Here is a 19,217-nt window from a genome sequence, read left to right as displayed (position 1 = left end):
AATTTGTTAAATTAGTAAATAAGCCACTTTCTTTTCTATTTTTATAGAAAGGATGAAAATTTTTGATAAATCTTTATATGCAATCTCCAGAAGTTACTCCTCTAACCGTAGCACTTGTAGCTCAACGTAATTCTAGCAATAAACCAATTACTATGGTATTGGAAGAAGAAGCAGAGTATCCTGTTAATTATTCTCCTAGTAAAATTGTTGATCATGCGTGCAAGTTTTTCGGTTCAAGTCTAAAAGGCAGGCAAGAAGGGACAAAAGACATTTGCGGCATCACCCATAAAGCTCCAATTACGATTGATCCAATTAGTGGTATGTATTTCTTCCCTACCACTTCTCCCACAAGCTCAAATTGTTCATGGATTGCCCATTCCCATATTGATCAAGTTTTAAAAGCAGATAACTATGGTACAGAAATCCTATTTAAAAATGGAAAACGTATATTGATTGATATATCATATGGATCTGCTTTAAATCAGATTCAGCGAACAGCTCAATTTCGCTACTTGTTGGACAATCGGATTAAGTTTCTACAAAAGCAAATTGGGGGTCGGACTGCAGAGTTTTTCGCATCAATTCCCGAATAATAAGCTGTACTTTTTTGCGAATAGCAGGATTAAAATAATTTCGTTTTTCTTCACGCCCTCGGCAAAGGAACAGATAAGAAGAAAAGGAATCATTTTTTTCTAAGGTAACTACTTTTAATTGCATGGTTTGCATTGTTTTGCGCAAGCTTCTTCGTTCATTTAATGCTTCTGTTTCCATTTTCTTTAACAGTTCCATATATGGCTCTTTTATTTTAAATCCTCCGTTTTGGATATGCTGGATATCTTGTTGTATCACGACCATGGCCATCGATAGAAATAGAAAACGTGAGGCAATGGTAAATTCCTCTTCATTTAGATAGCGCATGATAATTCCCTCCTTAAACAGAACATTTGTTCTTTATCTAGTATATGCTAAATCATATAAAATATTCAATAGACAAGGCTTAAAAATGAAAAGAAAGTGGCAAAATAGTGATATTACTATGCATATCTATTGGATTACATTAAAATATACATATATCTAATATCTTGATCTTTTACATATTGAGGAGATTTACTGCATGTTTTTATTAGACGTTCAACTATCAGATTGGAAAACGATGATTGAAAATGACACTTTTGATGAATATATCATGCAATTACTAAATAACTATGAGAATCTAGGACCGCTTCCAGGGATATTGTTACCGTTTGTGGAAGCATTTCTGCCATTTCTCCCACTGGTTGTATTTGTATTTGCGAATGCGGCTGCTTATGGACTAATGGAGGGATTTTTATTATCTTGGTTAGGAGCTGGACTTGGAGCTATCCTTGTTTTTCTAGTTATTCGTAAGCTTGGTAAAAGGAAAGTGTTTAGAGCGGTTCGGGAAAATAAACAAGTGAAGAGAGTAACTAGCTGGTTAGAGAGACATGGTTTTGGACCCTTATTTTTGCTTATGTGCTTTCCATTTTCTCCATCGGCAGTGATTAATGTTGTTGCTGGTTTATCAAAGGTAAGCACGCAACAGTTTATATTGGCTGTGATCATGGGGAAATCAGTAATGATTTTTTCAATTGCTTATGTAGGTTCAAGTATTATGGAGTTCGCCAAAAATCCAGTTAAGACGATTGTAGTTGGTGGATGTATTGTCTTATTTTGGATGATTGGTAAATATATTGAAAAACGGTTGCAAAAAAAGGCGCTGTTAAAGGATAAAATGGGCTCTGAGAACGATTAAGACGGGATAAACCAGGGTAAGATGTTAAGAGAACTTACTCTGGAGGAAGATGAACATGAAGAAAATAAAATATCGGAAAGTGGTTCCAGTTATTTTACTTGGAGTCATTCTTGCAATTGTATTCCGTACAGCTATATTTGCAAGCTATGTGGTAGATGGAGAATCGATGGAACCGACATTAAATGATGGTAATTTGCTAATGGTTAATAAAGTAGTATATGATTTAGCAGATGTTGATCGTTTTGATGTCATTGTGTTTCATGCGAATAAACAAGAAGACTATGTTAAGCGAGTTATTGGAATACCAGGTGATGAAATAGAATATAGAGACGATAAATTATATATCAATGGGAAATATGTAGAGGAAGAATTTCTAAATGATTATGCAAAAGCGACAACTGGAGAAAAACCATATACAGAGAATTTCAATTTAAAAGAGGTTACTGGTAAAAAAACCGTGCCGAATGGAAAGCTATTCGTAATGGGCGATAATCGCGGAGATAGTTTAGATAGCAGGTCTTTTGGTTTTATCTCACAGACACAGCTCGTTGGCAAAGTAGATGTGAAGTATTGGCCGCTTTCACAAGCAAGTTTAAGCCTTGGCAAATAGTTATGTAGAAGCTCTTATCTTTGATAAAATAAAAGATAAGAGCTTCTTTATGCAGTAAATATATCTTATTAATAATTGTTTAATAACTGAATGGAGGAAACAGAATGGGACTCCGTTTTATTACAGGACGAGCAGGAACGGGGAAGAGTGGTCGTTCCTTAGACGAAATAAAAGCAAAACTACTGGAGGATCCACAAGGTCCACCAATTTTTTATATTGTACCAGATCAGATGACATTTCAACAGGAGTATACCCTGTTTAATAATAGTGAGATTACCGGAAGTATTCGCGCACAAGTTGCAAGTTTCTCTCGATTAGCTTGGAGAGTACTGCAGGAAACAGGTGGGGGAACGAAACAATTTATTAGTACCATCGGAATCCAAATGATGCTTCGTAAGATAATTGAGGAAAAGCAGGGAGATTGGCGTGTATTTCAAAAAGCGATGGAGAAACAAGGATTTCTCCAGCAGCTGGAAACGATGATAACTGAGTTTAAACGTTATACAATCACCCCTGAGACGTTGCATATGCAAATTGAAGAAATTGAGCACTATGTACACAAAGAACCTGGGGAAGTAGGTCTGGTAAATAAGCTAGAAGATTTAGTCTATATATATGAAAAGCTATTATTTGCCTTGCAAGGGAAATATATAGATGGAGAAGATCAACTGCAATTATTAGCAGATAAAATCCCAGCGTCTTCTTTATTAAGTGAAGCCGAAATTTACTTCGATGGTTTTCACCGTTTTACACCAACAGAAATGATGGTAGTAGAAGCGCTTATGAAAAAATGTAAAACGGTCACGGTAGCTTTAACAGTGGAAAAGCCAGAAGAATACGAGGCTTCTGAATTAGATTTATTTTATCAAACAACCGAGACATATTTTATGCTGAAACAGACAGCAGAAGTAAATCAAGTGAATATTGAAGCGAATATTGAATTAGATCCGGAAAATGGGAGGTTTCGAGATCGCCCTCATTTTGCTCATTTAGAACGGAATTTTGATATTCGCCCTGTACCGGAATATCGCGGAGAGGTTCCTTTACAAATTGCTGAAGCTGTCCACCCTCGTGCGGAGGTCGAAGGAGCTGCACAGGAAATTACTCGGCTTGTTCGTGATGAAGGCTATAGATATCAGGATATCGCAGTTTTTATTCGACAAACGGATACGTACCATGATTTGATTACAACCATTTTTAGTGATTACGAAATTCCGGTATTTATTGATGAAAAGCGTACCATGTTGAACCATGCATTAATTGAATTTATCCGATCAGTGCTAGATATAGTGGAAGGCAATTGGCGTTATGATGCTGTTTTTCGTGTATTAAAAACAGGTTTTATTCCCATTCAGAATAACGAATATCCATTAACTGCAGATGCCATTGATGAGCTAGAGAATTATGTCTTAGAATATGGTATTCGCTCACGAGAGCGCTGGCTTAGTGATGAAGAGTGGGTGTTTCAGCGATTTCGTGGTTTTGAACAATCAGCACAAACCGATGCAGAGAAAACAGCACAAATAAGAATAAATCAATATCGTAAACAAGTTGTACAGGCATTAGGATCATTTGATAACAGGATTAGACAAGCGAATACGATTCAAAAAAAATGTGAAGTTATTTACTTATTATTAGAAGAGTTACAAGTTCCGGCCCGTTTGGAACAAATGCGTGCAGATTTCGATGAAAATAATGAGCTAGAAAAAGGGAGAGAACAGGAGCAAGTTTGGGAAGCTGTAATCCAATTGTTTGATGAAATGGTTGAAATGGCTGGAGATGAAACAATATCCCTAACAACATTCCGAAAAACATTGGATGCCGGGTTTGAAACATTAACATTTGCGCATGTACCTCCTAGTATTGATCATGTGATTGTTGGTTCTATCGATCGTTCACGTATAAGTGGAATTGCTTGCGCATTTCTTCTCGGAGTTAACGAAGGAGTATGGCCAATGAAACCTGCTTCAGACGGACTCATTAATGAACATGAAAGAGAAATATTGGCAGGTCACGGTCTGCAATTAGCAGAAAGTAGTAGACGACAGCTTCTAGACGATTGGTTCTACATGTATATTGCCTTTACAGTGCCAAGAGATAGATTATGGATTAGCTATGCTCTTAGTGATGAAGAAGGCAAAACAAAAATGCCATCTCAGTTAATCAAACGAATGGAATACTTATTCCCAAGTTGCAGTAATCATCTATTTTTGCAAGATCCAGATGAATTATTGGATGCAGATCGGTTTATTACAACGCCTACGAAAACGAGGGCAGCCTTAACTGCTCAATTAGCAAGGCATCGCAAAGGCTATCCAGTTAAATCCATTTGGTGGTATGTTCTGAATTGGTATATTGAGCATGATCCGAAGTATCATACAACTTATCAAGTATTACAAAGCTTATATTACAAAAATTTACCTATCAATCTATCAGAAGAAACGGTTGAAGAGCTTTATCCTAAACAGGTGAGAGCAAGTGTTTCTCGTCTGGAAACCTATTACCGCTGTTCTTATCAGCATTTTGCTAAATATAGTTTAGGACTGGAAGAGCGCAGAACATATAAATTAGATGCTCCAGATATTGGACAATTATTCCATGAGGCATTAAAAACAATTACGGAATGGATTCAATCAGACGGAAAAGATTATGCACAATTAAACCAGACGGATGCAAATAACTATGCATCTAAAGCAGTGAAATCCTTAGCGCCGGTTTTACAACATCAAATATTACACAGTTCAAACCGATATAAATACATTCAACAAAAATTGGAAGAAGTAATTGCACGTGCTGCCTTTGTACTTAGCGAGCAAGCCAGGCAAAGTAATTTCTCACCAGTTGGCTTGGAACTGGGATTTGGACAAAACCAAAAACTACCGCCATTAACAATTCCATTAGACAATGGGTTCGAATTAATGCTGCGTGGACGGATAGATCGAGTTGATCGTGCCTTAAAAGACGACTCCTTGTTCCTTCGAATTATTGATTATAAATCAAGTGCAAAAGGACTGAATCTAATCGAAGTTTATTATGGATTAGCATTACAGATGCTTACGTATTTAGATGTAGTGTTAACTCATTCTGAAAACTGGTTAGGTGTAAAGGCCACACCAGCTGGAGTCTTATATTTCCACGTGCACAACCCAATGATAGCTGGAAAAGAAAAAATGGATGATGTCACGATTCAAGAAGAATTGTTTAAAAAGTATAAGATGCAGGGATTGTTATTATCTGATGAAGAGATTGTCAGATGGATGGATACAGCATTAGATTCTGGATCAAGCCAAATTGTACCTGCTGGTGTGAAGAAAAAAGGAGGATTCTATAGTTATTCAAAAATTGCAGATGAGCAAACCTTTGCAAGTTTACAAAGCCATATGCATCAGCTGATGGCAGGAGCAGGAATGGATATTACTAACGGAGGAGTCCATTTAAATCCATATCAATATAAACAGCACGTAGCTTGCACATATTGTCCGTTTCATTCCGTTTGCCAATTTGATCCAGATTTGATAACGAATGATTATCGAAAGTTAACGGATATGAAAGAAGAAGAGATATTACAGTATTTACGAGAAGAGGAGGGGAACGGATGGTAAATTGGACAAAGGAGCAAGAGGAAGCAATTTATACTAGTGGAAGTGATGTGCTCGTAGCGGCAGCAGCGGGATCCGGAAAAACGGCAGTCTTGGTAGAGCGGATTATTCAAAAGTTATTAGATAAAGATCATCCAGTAGATATTGATTCCTTACTTGTTGTTACCTTTACGAACGCTGCTGCACAGGAAATGCGAAATCGAGTTGGTACAGCTTTAGAAAAAGCTTTGGCAAATGATCCTTCTTCCCTTCATTTGAAAAAGCAATTATCTTTATTGCAGCGTGCTTCGATTTCAACCTTACATTCATTCTGTTTAGATGTAGTAAAACAATATGCTTATCTATTAGATATCGATCCAGCTTTTCGAATTGCAAATGATATGGAAGCTGATTTAATTAAGCAGGAAGTAATGGATGAATTATTTGAGAATTGGTATGGTTCGCAAGGAGAAGAGCAGGAATTATTCTTCCAAGTCGTTGATCGCTTCTCTAGTGACCGAAGTGATGCAGAAGTAGAGGATTTAATTCTTTCCCTTTATTCATTTGCTGTACAGAATCCATGGCCTGATCAATGGCTTGACCAATTAGCTGAAGCGTATTATATACCGGAAGACTATCAACAAGAGGATTTATTTTGGTTAGACATTTTAAAGCGGGAAGTTCAACATAAGTTTGAAGCGATTCAACAAGAAATGGCAATGGCATGGAACATTGCAAAGGAAAATGATGGCCCTTATCAATATGTGGAAACCGTTGAAAATGATATGCATTTATTACAGCAGGCATTGGATGCGGTTCATGACTGGAATCAATTACATGAGATGATGAATAGTCTCGCTTTTGGAAAGCTTCCTAGTAAAAAGTCTGATGTCAATGAAGATAAAAAAAAGCAGGTTCAAAAGCTACGAAACAATTATAAAAAACGCTGGAATGATATGAAACAAGAATGGTTTAGCCGAGATTTAACTAGCCATGTAGAAGATATGCAGGAAATGACACCGGTTATTAAAAAATTAGTTGAGCTGGTTAAGGAATTCAAACAGCACTTTATTGACGAGAAACGTGAGCGAGCCATGGTCGACTTTACGGATTTGGAACATTACTGTCTTCAACTATTAATTGATGAAACAAATGGTTTTGATTTCAAGTCGCCTGTACCGTCAAAAGTTGCTAAAGGCTTCCAGCAGCAGTTCTCTGAGTTATTGATCGATGAATATCAGGATACCAACCTAGTTCAAGAGACAATTCTCCAATTGATCAGTGACCAGGTTGGTTCGGGGAATCGGTTCATGGTAGGGGATGTAAAACAAAGTATATATCGATTTCGTCATGCAGAACCAACGTTATTTATAGGAAAATACAAAAGGTTTCAACAGATGAATCATCCTGGGAAACGAATTGATTTAGCTCGTAATTTTCGTAGCAGAGCACCCGTTTTAACTGGTACTAATTATATATTTAGACAAATCTTAGATGAAACACTGGGTGAAATTAGTTATGACGAAAATGCGGAGCTGATTTATGGGAATAAGATGTATGATGAATTACCCTATTCTGAACCAAATCCAGAATTATTGATTATTGATCGAGATAGTGAAGAACAAGAGATGCCAGAGGAAGAGGACTTTCGAGATTTAGAAAAAGCAGAATTGGAAGCTAGGGCATATGCAGATAAGATTAAAAAGTGGATTGGACAGAAAGGAGATGCGCCATTACAAGTTGTCGATAAGGAAACACAAATACAGCGAGATATGCAATATCGCGATGTTGTCATTTTATTACGCTCGATGACATGGGCACCTGCAATTAGTGATGAATTAAAGAAACAAGGAATTCCTGTTTATGCCGAGTTAACTTCAGGTTACTTCGAAGCAATTGAAGTAAAAGTCATGATAAGTCTATTGAAAGTCGTGGATAACCCAAGACAAGATATTCCGCTGGCCTCTGTACTGCGATCCCCAATTGTAGGGTTAAATGAGGAGGAATTAGCTGCTATTCGACTTGCTGGTAAAAATTTTGCTTTTTATGATGCGTTAAAGGAATACGTTAAACAACATATAAATACAACGGCTGAAAAAATACAACGGTTTATAGATAAACGAGAAACGTATCGAATCTCCTCTAGACAAGGGGCGTTGTCGGAACTGATTTGGCAAATTTATAGAGAGACTGGGTACTATGATTTTGTTGGAGGGATGCCAGGCGGGAGGCAGCGTCAAGCTAATTTACGAGCACTTTATGATCGAGCAAGAACGTATGAAACAACTTCATTCCGTGGGTTATTCCGCTTCCTTCGGTTTATTGAACGAATGGAAGAAAGTGGAGATGATCTTGGGGCAGCACGTGCCTTAAGTGAGCAGGAGGATGTCGTACGAATTATGACGATTCATAAAAGTAAGGGCCTAGAATTTCCAGTCGTCCTGTTAGGGGGAATGGACAAACAATTTAATCTCATGGATCTCAATCAGAAGTATTTACTACACAAAGATTACGGATTTGCTAGTAAATATATTGATCCAGTTAAACGAATTACCTATCCGACGCTTTTCTATCATGCCTTAAAAAGGGAAAAATTACGCGAGCAGTTAGCTGAGGAAATGCGTGTCCTGTATGTTGCTTTAACTCGTGCTAAGGAAAAGCTGGTTATGGTCGGGAATGTTGCTTCATTCACAAAAAAAATTGACAAATGGGAAAAAATTCGTGACCATCAAGAATGGGTTCTTCCCGCTTATTTTCGAATGGAGTCCAAAACATATCTTGACTGGGTTGGCCCTGCATTGCTTCGTCATCGTGAAAATCAGTTGCTTCGAACAGATGAATTCCAGGAAATAATTAGTTCTGCAGTACAACATGATTCTTCACATTGGGATGTAACGCTTATTCATGGAAGCGAATTGGTAAATACCGATCAGTTACAAGAACATGAAGATGAACAATTATTCAACCATATCTCTACATGGCAGCCAATGGAGGGACTAAAAGACAACGAACTTAGTAAGCTAGTGAATCACCGTCTGCGTTTTATATATCCTTATAAGGAAGCAGCTATATCCAGAGCAAAACAGACAGTTACCGAAATAAAACGGCAACAGGAATTAAAAGATGAATATAGTGCTGAACAGCTCGTAACACCTTTTCAAAAGCCGATCGTTAAACGACCAGCTTTCATGCAGCGAGAAAAAACAATCACATCTGCGGAAAAAGGAACGATTATCCATACTGCTATGCAACATTTGCCTATGAATCGCCGATTGACTCTAATTGAAATCGAAGAAGAATTAGAAAAAATGGTAGAGAAAGAGATTCTAAGCAAAGAAGAAGTAGAACGTATTGATCTCCAAACAATTGAACAATTTTATGATACAGAGTTAGCCGAATATATGAGGGAAGTACCAAACTTGTATCGTGAGGTTCCATTCAGTTTAGCACTGCCAGCCAGTGAAGTTTATCCGTCATGGCAGAGCAATCAAGAAGAGAATGTGTTAATTCAAGGGGTTATTGATGGGATTATACCGAAAGATGAGGGTTGGATAATCATTGATTATAAGACGGATGCTATCGAAGAAGCTTGGACTGAAGAAACAAAACAAAAAATGCTTGACCGGTATTATACACAGATGAAATTATACCGATATGCAATTGAAGTAATTTGGAAGCAGCCTGTCAAGGCGACATATCTATACTTTTTCGCTAAAAATGCGCTTGTAGAAGTTCCAAATGAGTGATACTTGGATAAAAGTGCGATGCAAGAACGATGTTAACAAGTCAAATGATTAGACTACTACCTCATGGTGGAAGTAAACCGAAACAAATAGTAATTTTGAATGCGTTGTTTATAGGAAAGGGACGAAGACCACAATCCATTACGATTGTGGTCTTGCCTTTTGTCTTATGCGTTTGCTGTAATATTTTGATCATAGCCATCAGGGTCGAATGGATTTGTTGAGCTAATTCCATTATTTGTACAGATAAAGTCACCAGTATTTAATGAACCTGATCCAGCATTTGTTTTTGCTGTATCCTTCGGAGATAAATAAAAGGAGTCTCCGAAGTTAACGACCCCTCCCCCTACACTAACAATCTTTATCGGTCCGACAATCGCGGGCATTTTACCACCTTCTAACAAAAGTATTTCATACATTAGCTTATGTTTAAAGTAAGCTAATGGTGTGTAGATCCTAATCTCTTAATTCCCTAAAATGTTTAATTCTTGCGTCTGCGTTAATATGACTGACACTCCCTATTTGCATTAAGGAAGAGGAGCTTATACCTATTGTACGTACATGGTTTACTTGAATGCTATCATCATGGTGAAAGGTAGTTTTATTTACTTTCTTTGAAGAAGGGATCCAATTGGCTTGCTGTGTAAATAAAGCATAATTGTTAAAGTACTTTTCATCTTCTCTGGTAAATCTTACACCTTCTTTTTGTACAGCGATTCCTCTTGATTCCAAGTTTGCATCGACGGTATCTCCAATCGCTACAATCCCACTAAAGGAAACAGAATTCGTATAGATATCACATACATCTGCTGTTCGTTTATTCATACGTTTTACTCCTTACGTAGGTCCCAAAGGTACAATATTGCTGATTGTAAATGCTTCTGGGGGGGTATCAAAGAAGGATGACAAGCTAATCTCGTCGTTATCCCCAATTAAGAAAACAGATGATGCAGAAACATTATCAATGGATACATTTTCAACATTTAAACCCCAATTATGAACTTCCATGTTCATACTTATTCTCCTTTTTGATTACTAGATTGCATGTAACTTGCTAGTGATTGATTAATTTCGCTCTTTATCTTATTTGTTATATAGGCATGAAGTTCTTCTCTTGATTGTATTTTTCTGTGCTTTGTTGCTTCATTTTCATGATAGGCAATCCGTCCGGGTAGTTGTTTTTCGATATCCTTAATGAGAATAGAAGGATAACCATCATCCAAGGTTACATTATGATCTGAAGCGAGTTGACGAATAATAGTTGGTCCTGAATCATTTAAATAACTGCTTAATTCTGATTGTAAGGTTTGTTTTAGAGGTGGTTGATAATTAGGCGGCGTACCTGGTTGGTTAGGGAATCCATTTTCTTCTAGATTTACTAAATCCTGCGGCGACAAACCAATATGAAGTGTTCCATCTAAATGTTCGATTTTTAATTGATCAAAATGGTATTCCACTTTTTCAATCTTATTCGAATTAGTATGTTGTAGGCTCTCTTCAAGTTGATTTACTCGTGACATCAATGTTTGGATAATGGTTTCCTGTTGCTTCATATACTCATGTATATCGTTAAGATAATTAGACCAATTAGTTGAATTCATGAAAATAAACCCCCTCCCATGGATGGTAGACGAATGCCTATGTTTAATTTATGCACTTCTACCCAAAATGTGCGTGTTAAGGGGCTAGTGGGACAAGCGGAGTTGTATCACCAATTGCTTCAGCTTCTTCTACAGGCTCTGCATATCCACCTGTGTTATAAATATCTGATTGGGATTGAAGGCTTCCAGTACTTCCTATTTGTAATACAGATGAATTGGTGATTGCTCCAACTTTAATCATATATATACTAATGGATTGATGGACAGTTAAATTCATGTTTTTCCCTCCAATAGCTAGTTCACTGGCTGGTCGACTTTGTCTGGATCATACACATATGTTTTAGAATTTCCAAGGTGGACGCGAATTCCGTCTCCTGTGTTAAATGATCCACCACCAGCATAAGTTTTTGCAGAGCTATCTGGGGACATCGAATAGACATCCCCAATATTAAAAATACTGGAGGAAGATAAGTTAATTACTTTCACTGCACCGACTTTTGCGGGCATATAGATTCCCCCTTTATGTTAGTTTATGTATATAAGGTTTTTTGTTGAAACGTTTGGCAGGAATAATGCAATTTTTCTAGAATAAAGGGTAGAAAAAATACAGAAAGGAATTAAGGAAATGACTACAATGACACCAGTTAATGAGAAAGACCGACTTCGTTGGATCGATGCTGCTCGTGGATTTGCCTTATTTGGAATTCTTGTTGTAAATATCGGCGCATTTAGTGCTCCATTTTTTATTTACGGAGGAGAAGGGATCGTTTGGAATTCTAGCATCGATCGTTTGGCACAAGCGGTAATTGATATATTTTTTCAAGCTAGCTTTTACACCTTATTTTCTTTTTTATTTGGTTTTGGATTACAATTAATGAAGGATCGTTTAACATCCCGACGTGTATCCGTATATCCAATTTTAATTAGAAGGATGCTTATATTAACAGGAATTGGATTGGTTCATGCTTTTTTGATTTGGCATGGTGATATCTTACTAACTTATGGCATAATAGGATTAATATCTTTACTATTTTTAAACCAAAGGGATAAGACCATACGGCGGTTTGGAATTAGTTTACTTGTAATTATTGTCGGCCTTTTCACAGTCATGTTATATAGTTCCCGTCAGTTTTTAGATACGTATGATCAAATGTTAATAAGTCAAGCCTTTGAAAATTATCAAAGCTCATCTATGGCAGCCATCCTATCGCAAAACTACCAGGATTGGATGTATGCAAATGGAGGCATAGGCCTCATTCTTTCTATTTCAACTATCTTGCCGTTATTCTTATTTGGGATGTATGTAGCTAGAAAACGTTGGCTGCATCAACCAACACAGCATCGTTCGATATTATTTAAACTATGGTTTTATTCATCCATTTTATTTTTGATACTTAAATTGGGACCATACTTTTACGGGAATCCTGCTTGGTTCTCCATGATTCAAGATAATATCGGTGGAACCTTTTCGGCATTATTTTATATTACATCGGTTACCTTAATAGCTCAAACATCCGTAGGTGAATGGTGTATGAGACCTTTTGTTTATGTAGGGAGAATGGCACTATCCAATTATATTTCACAATCCGTTATTTGTTTTTTATTGTTTTATGGGATAGGAATTGGATTATATGGAAAAGTGTCACCTATTTTAGGGATTGTAATGGCTATAGTTATTTATAGCTTACAGGTAGTCTATAGCAAATGGTGGTTTACACACTATCAATTTGGTCCACTAGAATGGGTATGGCGAAGTCTTACGTATAAAAAGAAACAGACTTTTAGAAGACGAAATAAAAGCAGCTTGAAATAGTCAAGCTGCTTTACGTCTATGCGCTTAGTACTTCACGAATTTGGTCGATTGCCCAATCTAAATCTTCTTTATCAATGATTAGTGGTGGCGCAAAGCGAATCACATTTTCATGGGTTTCTTTACAAAGAAGTCCTTTTTCCTTTAATGCCTCACAATAAGGGCGAGCAGCCTCATGCAATTCTACTCCAATAAATAATCCTTTGCCACGTACCTCTTTAATTAATGGATTGGAAATTGCGTTTAATTCATCCATCATATAGTTTCCTAGTTCTAGTGAACGGTCGGCTAAATTTTCTTCTTCTAACACTTCTAAAGCAGCAATTGATACAGCGCACGCTAGTGGATTTCCGCCAAATGTTGAACCGTGTGAGCCGGGGTTAAATACACCAAGTATATCTTTATTAGCAACTACACAGGATATTGGAAATACGCCGCCACCTAATGCCTTTCCAAGTATTTGGACATCTGGGGTAACATGTTCCCAGTCACATGCGAACATTTTTCCAGTTCGAGCAAGTCCTGCTTGAATCTCATCAGCAATATATAATACATTATTTTCTTTACATACTTCGTAAGCTTCCTTCAAAAATCCCTCTGGTGGAATAATGATGCCAGCTTCTCCTTGAATTGGTTCAAAAAGAAAGCCTGCCGTATTTTCGGTAATAGCGCCCTTTAACGCCTCAATATCTCCATAAGGAATTGTCTTAATGCCTGGAAGCATTGGACCAAAGCCGCGCTTATATTCTGCCTCTGATGATAAAGATACTGCAGTCATCGTACGACCATGGAAATTACCTTCACAAGCGATAATTTCTGCTTTGTTTTCATCTACACCTTTTACATCATATGCCCAGCGTCTTGCTGCCTTAATTGCAGTTTCCACTGCTTCAGCCCCTGTATTCATAGGTAGGACCATGTCTTTATTCGTTAATTTACAAATCTTTTCAAACCAAGGGCCAAGTTGATCGTTATGGAAGGCACGTGAAGTTAATGTTAACTTATCAGCTTGTTTCTTTAGTGCTTCTATAATTTTAGGATGACGATGTCCTTGATTTACTGCAGAATAGGCACTGAGCATGTCCATAAATCGGTTTCCTTCTGGATCTTCTACCCAAACACCTTCCGCTTTTGAAATGACAACGGGAAGGGGATGATAGTTTTTTGCACCGTATTCCTGTGTCTGATCAATAATTTCTTGACTAGTCTGTACCATATGATCCCTCCGAATTTTAAAAATAATCTACAAAAACAGTATAACAGTTTTTATTCAGAAATTGATACAGAAATTTGTCACGATTTTTTCGAATGATTTATGAGATGTAACATGGTATGATAGCTGTAGTCACTGATATTGGACAGGAGGTAAAGAAATGAATACACATATGCATATCACTGCATGGGCTCTTGGATTTATTTTATTTACAATTGCATACGTCATGTACAAACAAGGAAAGATGAAACCTGGAAAAATTACGCACATGATTCTCCGATTAGATTACTTATTTATTCTGTATACGGGTGGAAGCCTAATCACTCCTTATTTCAACGGGAGTCCGCTTATGCCTGAGGCAATCGTTAAAGGATTAGCTGGAATTTGGATGATTGCCATAATGGAAATGCTGCTCGTTAGATTGCCAAAACAAAAACCATTAAAGGGGTTATGGGTGCAGTTTGTTATCGCAATTATTATTCTGCTAGCATTAGGTTTCTTTAGATTACCAATGGGGCTTAATTAAATGAACAAGAAGTGTAAGGTTGTCCGTAACAAGGGCAATCTTTTTTTCTATAGAACGAGGTATGACCGATTGCATTGCTACGATTTCTTATGATAGCAATTAATGAATAGCTATCATTGGAAGGAAGTGAAGGGCCTCAAAATTATGAATGATTTCTAACAAAGCTTTATTCCATGTTGACTAATTAGATGAAAGATTGATAATAGTACAAGAGGTATTATGGAATGATGGAGGAAGTAAATATGAAAAGAACAATTGGTATACTATTTATTGCTGTATTTGTGCTCTTCGTTCATTCACCAAGTTATGCTCAAGCTCAAACTAGTGAAATAGAAGAAGAAATCTTATATAGTATCATCATTGATCGGTATAATAACCTGAATCATGATCGTGACAAACAAGTTCAATTAGATGATCCAAACGCTTATCATGGTGGAGATTTGGAAGGGATTACAGCGAAACTCGATTCTTTTGAGGAACTTGGCTATACAACGTTGGTTCTTTCCCCGCTAATGAATAATGCGTCTGGAGGATATCATGGGTATTGGATTGAAGATTTTTATAGTGTGGAAGAGCAATTCGGAAATATGGAAGATTTACATACCCTAATTGAAGAAGCGCATAAACGGGATATAAAAGTAATTATGGAATTCGTAACAAATTATGTTGCAGAAAGTCACCCGATTATAGAAGATAGTGACAAAACAGATTGGGTCGACGAAGATAATCAAATAAATACAGCTTGGGGAGAAAAGGCAGTCAGATTAAATCAACGTAATGCTGCTGTTCAACAATACTTAATCGATGTAGCCAATTATTGGATGAGTGAAACAGATATTGATGGCTTTAAATTACATGCAGCTGATCAGTCATCTCAGGAATTTATTACGAACTTAACGCGGGCAATTAAAGCTAAAAATGAGGATTTTTATTTACTTGCAGATGTGCTACATCAACATGCTGATACGACGTCATTACAGGAAAATAATCATATCGATGCAGTTGATAATTACTCCTTGCAAGAGAAGATGGCGAAAGTTTTTTCTAAAGCAGGAACCCCTGTATCGGATTTAAACCAATCGTTGGGGACTGGGAATGCTTCTCAGATGATATTTATCGATGACAAGACAACAGAACGCTTTACCCAAGCCTTAGCCGAAAATGGGAGGAATGCACTGACTACGTGGAAGCTTGCATTAACCTATATGTATACATTGCCAGGCGTACCTGAAATATATCAAGGAACCGAACTACCTATGTATGGAACAGGTTTAGAAGAAGTCCAGCAACTTGTTCAATTTAATAGTGGAAATCCTGACTTAACAGAGTTTCATAATCGTATATCCTCTCTGCGCATCCAGTTTCCAGTACTGACGCATGGTGATTACCAAATGGTAGCTTCGAAGGGAGCCATGACGGTATTTAAACGTAGTTATGAAGGGGAATCCATGTATATTGCAATTAACAATGATGAGGAATCTCAATCTGTTTCTATATCTGATTTGCCATCGGGTGTAGAATTACGAGGATATTTAGGTGACAACACAGTTAGGGAAGACGAAGATGGAATATATAAACTTGGTTTGGCACGAGAAACTGCTGAAGTATATACTGTCGAAGAAGATAACGGTTTGAATTGGCTGTTTATCGGATTTGTTGTTGGGATATTTATTCTATTTATTATCGGAGTAATTGTACTTAGTGCCAAACAGAAACATCGAAAAACAAAATAATCGATAATCGATAAAAAATACTTGTGAAGAGATACCGCAAGTATTTTTTATTTTATCGCTCTTTTTATCGTGCCAATGGTAATGATGAAAATTTTCCCATTACTATCGATGTGTTTTTCCTTACAATCTCTTAATCTCGCCTTTAGTTCGAATTAATAATGTTTCCATACAATAGAATTAAATACATTGCAAAGGAGAGGGAGATTGAATGAAACGCATGTTTTTAATTTTTGTTATGGTATTGGTAATGATGGTGATGTACACCGTATCTACGTCTGCAGCTAGTAATTCAATGGGGAAGAGACATCATGTAGAAAACATCGCACATCGAGGAGCATCAGGGCATGCTCCAGAAAACACGATGGCTGCTTTTCATAAGGCTTTTTGGATGAAGGCAGACTACATCGAGGTAGATGTCCAAATGTCAAAAGACGGGGAATTAGTAATTATTCATGATACTACTTTAGATCGTACAACAGATGGATCTGGACTAGTTAGTGAGCATACGTTAGAAGAAATGAAGCAGTTAGATGCTGGAAGTTGGTTTAGTAATGAATATGCTGGAGAAAAAATTCCTACATTGGAAGAAGTGTTGGATGAATTTCGTGGGAAGATTGGAATTCTTATTGAATTGAAGTCACCTGAGCTTTATCCAGGTATTGAGGAAAAAGTAGCAGAAGCACTGAAAGATAGAAATATGGATAAACCTAGAAATAATAAAATTATTATTCAATCGTTTAACCATGACTCGGTAATCAAAACAAAATCACTTTTACCGAGGGTTCCTTTAGGTGTATTAGCAGGGATGAGTTGGCAGGATGTAACAGATGAAGAGCTAGAGGAGTTTGCTACATATGCGGATTATTTTAATCCAAATCAAAACATTTTAAACCCTGAGTTAGTTGAGCGAATTCATGATAAGAAACTAAAAATCTGGCCTTACACAGTAAGGGAACAGGAACAAGCTGACCGATTATTGAAGCTTGGGGTTGATGGGATAATTACAGACTTTCCAGAATATGTTTATCATCACCCACGTCCACGGAGATAACCATAAAAAGCTGCTGTCACGAAAGTCACGACAGCAGCTTTTTTTATTGTCTAGGAATTTATATTGTAGAGTAAAGAATGAAATAATTAATCAATTACAAAGTTTTATTAGAAAAAACTCCTAGGATTGGAAGCAAACATGTAAATTACAAAATTAAACGTATCATCAACCATTTATTATGGTTCCACCATTTACGTGAATCATTTGCCCCGTTACATAACTAGAGTCAGCACAAGCTAAATAGACATAAGCGGGAGCTAGTTCTTCTGGCTGTCCTGGACGCTTCATAGGTGTATCTCCCCCGAAATTGTCGACCTTGTCCTCTGTGAATGTAGAAGGAATAAGTGGTGTCCAAATTGGACCTGGCGCGACACCATTGACACGTATACCTTTGTCCGCAAGCTGTTCCGCTAATGAACGCGTGAATGAAGTAATCGCCCCTTTGGTTGCTGAATAATCAATTAAATCTTTATTTCCTTTATATGCGGTTATAGAAGATGTATTAATAATCGAATTGCCTTTTTTAAAGTTAGGGAGAACAGCTTTTGTAAGATAAAACATACTGAAAATATTGGTGCGGAATGTCTTTTCCAATTGAGTGCTTGTTATGTCTAAGAAGTTTGCCTGTGGGTGTTGTTCTGCAGCATTATTAACTAAAATATCAATTTTGCTGAATTTTTCTAAGGCCTCCGTGACAGCAGCTTCACAGAATGATTGATTCCCAACGTCGCCATCCATTAGAAGACACTTTTGCCCTTCTTGTTCTACGAGACGTTTGGTTGCTTGTGCATCTTCATGCTCATTTAGATAAATAATTGCGACATCTGCACCTTCCCGTGCAAAATGAACACTAACAGCTCGTCCTATTCCGCTATCTCCTCCTGTTATTAGCGCTACTTTGCCATGTAATTTATTACTTCCATTGTAATTCGGACGTATATATGTTGGTTCTGGCACCATTTTAGATTCTATCCCAGGTTGTTTAGTTTGGTGTTGGGCAGGGGGGGTTAACTTCCCATTTTCTTTGTCCATCTTCATTTTTCTCTTCCTCCTCAACAAGAAATGTTTGGTTTTATATTCCCCTAATGATGGAATTCAATCCTTTATAATTTAGATGGAAAGGAATAAAATTGACTGAACAGCAAGCAGACCTGTACTCACTTAGAAACAAAAAAAGAGCTTGTAGAAAATCAATCTCTACAAACTGATAAGCACTAGAATATGTTAGTGAAAAGAGGTAGGAAATATCTGTTTTGGTGACTCATACGAAAATTCGTGGGCAGATATTGCTCCTTGAATTTTTAAAAAAGAATAAATTTCCCGATATTTCACAATATCGATTTCACCCGTTATATACTTTTTTTGGTAATGATCTAGAATATCATTCATCGAATTGGGTAGTTGATTTTTTTCATGATGATACATTTGAATGAGCTGATCGATGTACATGTCATCCTCTCCTCATAATAAGTGTACAACCTACTAATATCAGTTTATGAGTTATTGTTAGAATTCATGTTAGAAAAAGTAAAACCAATAATTTCTATATCCATTTTCTATTTGCTTGGTTGGTTTTGAATG

The 19,217-nt window shown here is 37.0% G+C and carries 19 protein-coding genes; 9 read left to right on the top strand and 10 right to left on the bottom strand.

What is annotated here, in order from left to right:
* The first annotated feature begins 62 nt into the window (after positions 1-62).
* Positions 63-593 carry a competence protein ComK gene (locus tag BN990_RS22015; protein ID WP_021292237.1) on the top strand — a complete coding sequence of 177 codons (531 nt, stop codon included), beginning with the start codon at positions 63-65 and terminating at the stop codon, positions 591-593.
* Here the strand turns inward: BN990_RS22015 and BN990_RS14355 are convergent.
* Positions 529-918 carry a hypothetical protein gene (locus BN990_RS14355; RefSeq protein ID WP_021292238.1) on the bottom strand — a complete coding sequence of 130 codons (390 nt, stop codon included), beginning with the start codon at positions 916-918 and terminating at the stop codon, positions 529-531. The genes BN990_RS22015 and BN990_RS14355 overlap by 65 nt on opposite strands.
* Before the next feature lie 196 nt (positions 919-1,114).
* Here BN990_RS14355 and BN990_RS14350 point away from each other — a divergent pair, with 196 nt between their 5' ends.
* From BN990_RS14350 to addA, 4 genes are all read left to right on the top strand, one after another.
* Positions 1,115-1,771 carry a TVP38/TMEM64 family protein gene (locus tag BN990_RS14350; RefSeq protein WP_038245636.1) on the top strand — a complete coding sequence of 219 codons (657 nt, stop codon included), beginning with the start codon at positions 1,115-1,117 and terminating at the stop codon, positions 1,769-1,771.
* A gap of 55 nt (positions 1,772-1,826) precedes the next feature.
* Positions 1,827-2,381, top strand: coding sequence for a signal peptidase I (gene lepB, locus BN990_RS14345; protein ID WP_021292240.1), 555 nt, complete (start codon positions 1,827-1,829; stop codon positions 2,379-2,381).
* A 104-nt stretch (positions 2,382-2,485) separates the two neighbouring features.
* Positions 2,486-5,983 carry a helicase-exonuclease AddAB subunit AddB gene (gene addB, locus BN990_RS14340; RefSeq protein ID WP_038245634.1) on the top strand — a complete coding sequence of 1,166 codons (3,498 nt, stop codon included), beginning with the start codon at positions 2,486-2,488 and terminating at the stop codon, positions 5,981-5,983.
* Positions 5,977-9,705 (top strand): helicase-exonuclease AddAB subunit AddA, encoded by a 3,729-nt coding sequence (addA, locus tag BN990_RS14335; protein WP_038245633.1) that lies wholly within the window; start codon positions 5,977-5,979, stop codon positions 9,703-9,705. The genes addB and addA overlap by 7 nt, the downstream gene beginning before the upstream one ends.
* Positions 9,706-9,869: 164 nt before the next feature.
* Here the strand turns inward: addA and BN990_RS14330 are convergent, their stop codons facing one another.
* The 6 genes from BN990_RS14330 to BN990_RS14305 all read right to left on the bottom strand — a co-directional run bounded on the left by BN990_RS14330 (position 9,870) and on the right by BN990_RS14305 (position 11,810).
* Entirely contained in the window at positions 9,870-10,088 is a 219-nt protein-coding gene (locus tag BN990_RS14330) for a spore germination protein (RefSeq protein WP_021292243.1), read from the bottom strand.
* Between the two features lie 70 nt (positions 10,089-10,158).
* On the bottom strand, positions 10,159-10,527 hold the full coding sequence (locus BN990_RS14325) for a spore germination protein GerPE (protein WP_021292244.1): 369 nt from the start codon (positions 10,525-10,527) through the stop codon (positions 10,159-10,161).
* Positions 10,528-10,539: 12 nt separating this feature from the next.
* Entirely contained in the window at positions 10,540-10,716 is a 177-nt protein-coding gene (locus tag BN990_RS14320; RefSeq protein ID WP_021292245.1) for a hypothetical protein, read from the bottom strand.
* 2 nt (positions 10,717-10,718) lie between these two features.
* Positions 10,719-11,303, bottom strand: coding sequence for a spore germination protein GerPC (gene gerPC, locus BN990_RS14315; RefSeq protein ID WP_021292246.1), 585 nt, complete (start codon positions 11,301-11,303; stop codon positions 10,719-10,721).
* 76 nt (positions 11,304-11,379) lie between these two features.
* A complete protein-coding gene (locus BN990_RS14310; RefSeq protein ID WP_021292247.1) occupies positions 11,380-11,580 on the bottom strand; it encodes a spore germination protein GerPB in 201 nt (66 codons plus the stop codon).
* A gap of 17 nt (positions 11,581-11,597) precedes the next feature.
* Positions 11,598-11,810 (bottom strand): spore germination protein, encoded by a 213-nt coding sequence (locus BN990_RS14305; RefSeq protein ID WP_021292248.1) that lies wholly within the window; start codon positions 11,808-11,810, stop codon positions 11,598-11,600.
* 118 nt (positions 11,811-11,928) lie between these two features.
* On the opposite strand from BN990_RS14305, the gene BN990_RS14300 reads away from it, so the two are divergent.
* Positions 11,929-13,116: a DUF418 domain-containing protein gene (locus tag BN990_RS14300; RefSeq protein WP_031335773.1), complete on the top strand. Its 1,188-nt coding sequence runs from the start codon at positions 11,929-11,931 to the stop codon at positions 13,114-13,116.
* A 16-nt stretch (positions 13,117-13,132) separates the two neighbouring features.
* On the opposite strand, the gene BN990_RS14295 is transcribed toward BN990_RS14300, so the two are convergent.
* The gene (locus BN990_RS14295) at positions 13,133-14,329 is read right to left on the bottom strand and encodes an ornithine--oxo-acid transaminase (protein ID WP_021292250.1); all 1,197 of its coding nucleotides are present in this window, start codon (positions 14,327-14,329) and stop codon (positions 13,133-13,135) included.
* 157 nt (positions 14,330-14,486) lie between these two features.
* Between BN990_RS14295 and BN990_RS14290 the strand changes: the two genes are divergently transcribed.
* From BN990_RS14290 to BN990_RS14280, 3 genes are all read left to right on the top strand, one after another.
* The gene (locus tag BN990_RS14290) at positions 14,487-14,852 is read left to right on the top strand and encodes a YisL family protein (RefSeq protein WP_021292251.1); all 366 of its coding nucleotides are present in this window, start codon (positions 14,487-14,489) and stop codon (positions 14,850-14,852) included.
* A 242-nt stretch (positions 14,853-15,094) separates the two neighbouring features.
* Positions 15,095-16,585, top strand: coding sequence for an alpha-amylase family glycosyl hydrolase (locus BN990_RS14285; protein ID WP_038246033.1), 1,491 nt, complete (start codon positions 15,095-15,097; stop codon positions 16,583-16,585).
* Positions 16,586-16,793: 208 nt separating this feature from the next.
* Positions 16,794-17,636, top strand: coding sequence for a glycerophosphodiester phosphodiesterase (locus BN990_RS14280; RefSeq protein WP_038245632.1), 843 nt, complete (start codon positions 16,794-16,796; stop codon positions 17,634-17,636).
* A gap of 165 nt (positions 17,637-17,801) precedes the next feature.
* Here the strand turns inward: BN990_RS14280 and BN990_RS14275 are convergent, their stop codons facing one another.
* Both BN990_RS14275 and yppF read right to left on the bottom strand, forming a co-directional pair.
* The gene (locus tag BN990_RS14275) at positions 17,802-18,674 is read right to left on the bottom strand and encodes an SDR family oxidoreductase (RefSeq protein ID WP_021292254.1); all 873 of its coding nucleotides are present in this window, start codon (positions 18,672-18,674) and stop codon (positions 17,802-17,804) included.
* Positions 18,675-18,860: 186 nt separating this feature from the next.
* Complete coding sequence (gene yppF / locus BN990_RS14270) at positions 18,861-19,085, bottom strand: YppF family protein (RefSeq protein ID WP_021292255.1); 225 nt, start codon at positions 19,083-19,085, stop codon at positions 18,861-18,863.
* Positions 19,086-19,217 lie beyond the last annotated feature (132 nt).

Origin of the sequence: Virgibacillus salexigens, from assembly GCF_000723585.1 — a bacterium.
Classification (GTDB): Bacteria; Bacillota; Bacilli; order Bacillales; family Amphibacillaceae; genus Virgibacillus; species Virgibacillus salexigens.
This window is presented reverse-complemented; position numbering and strand designations above follow the sequence as displayed.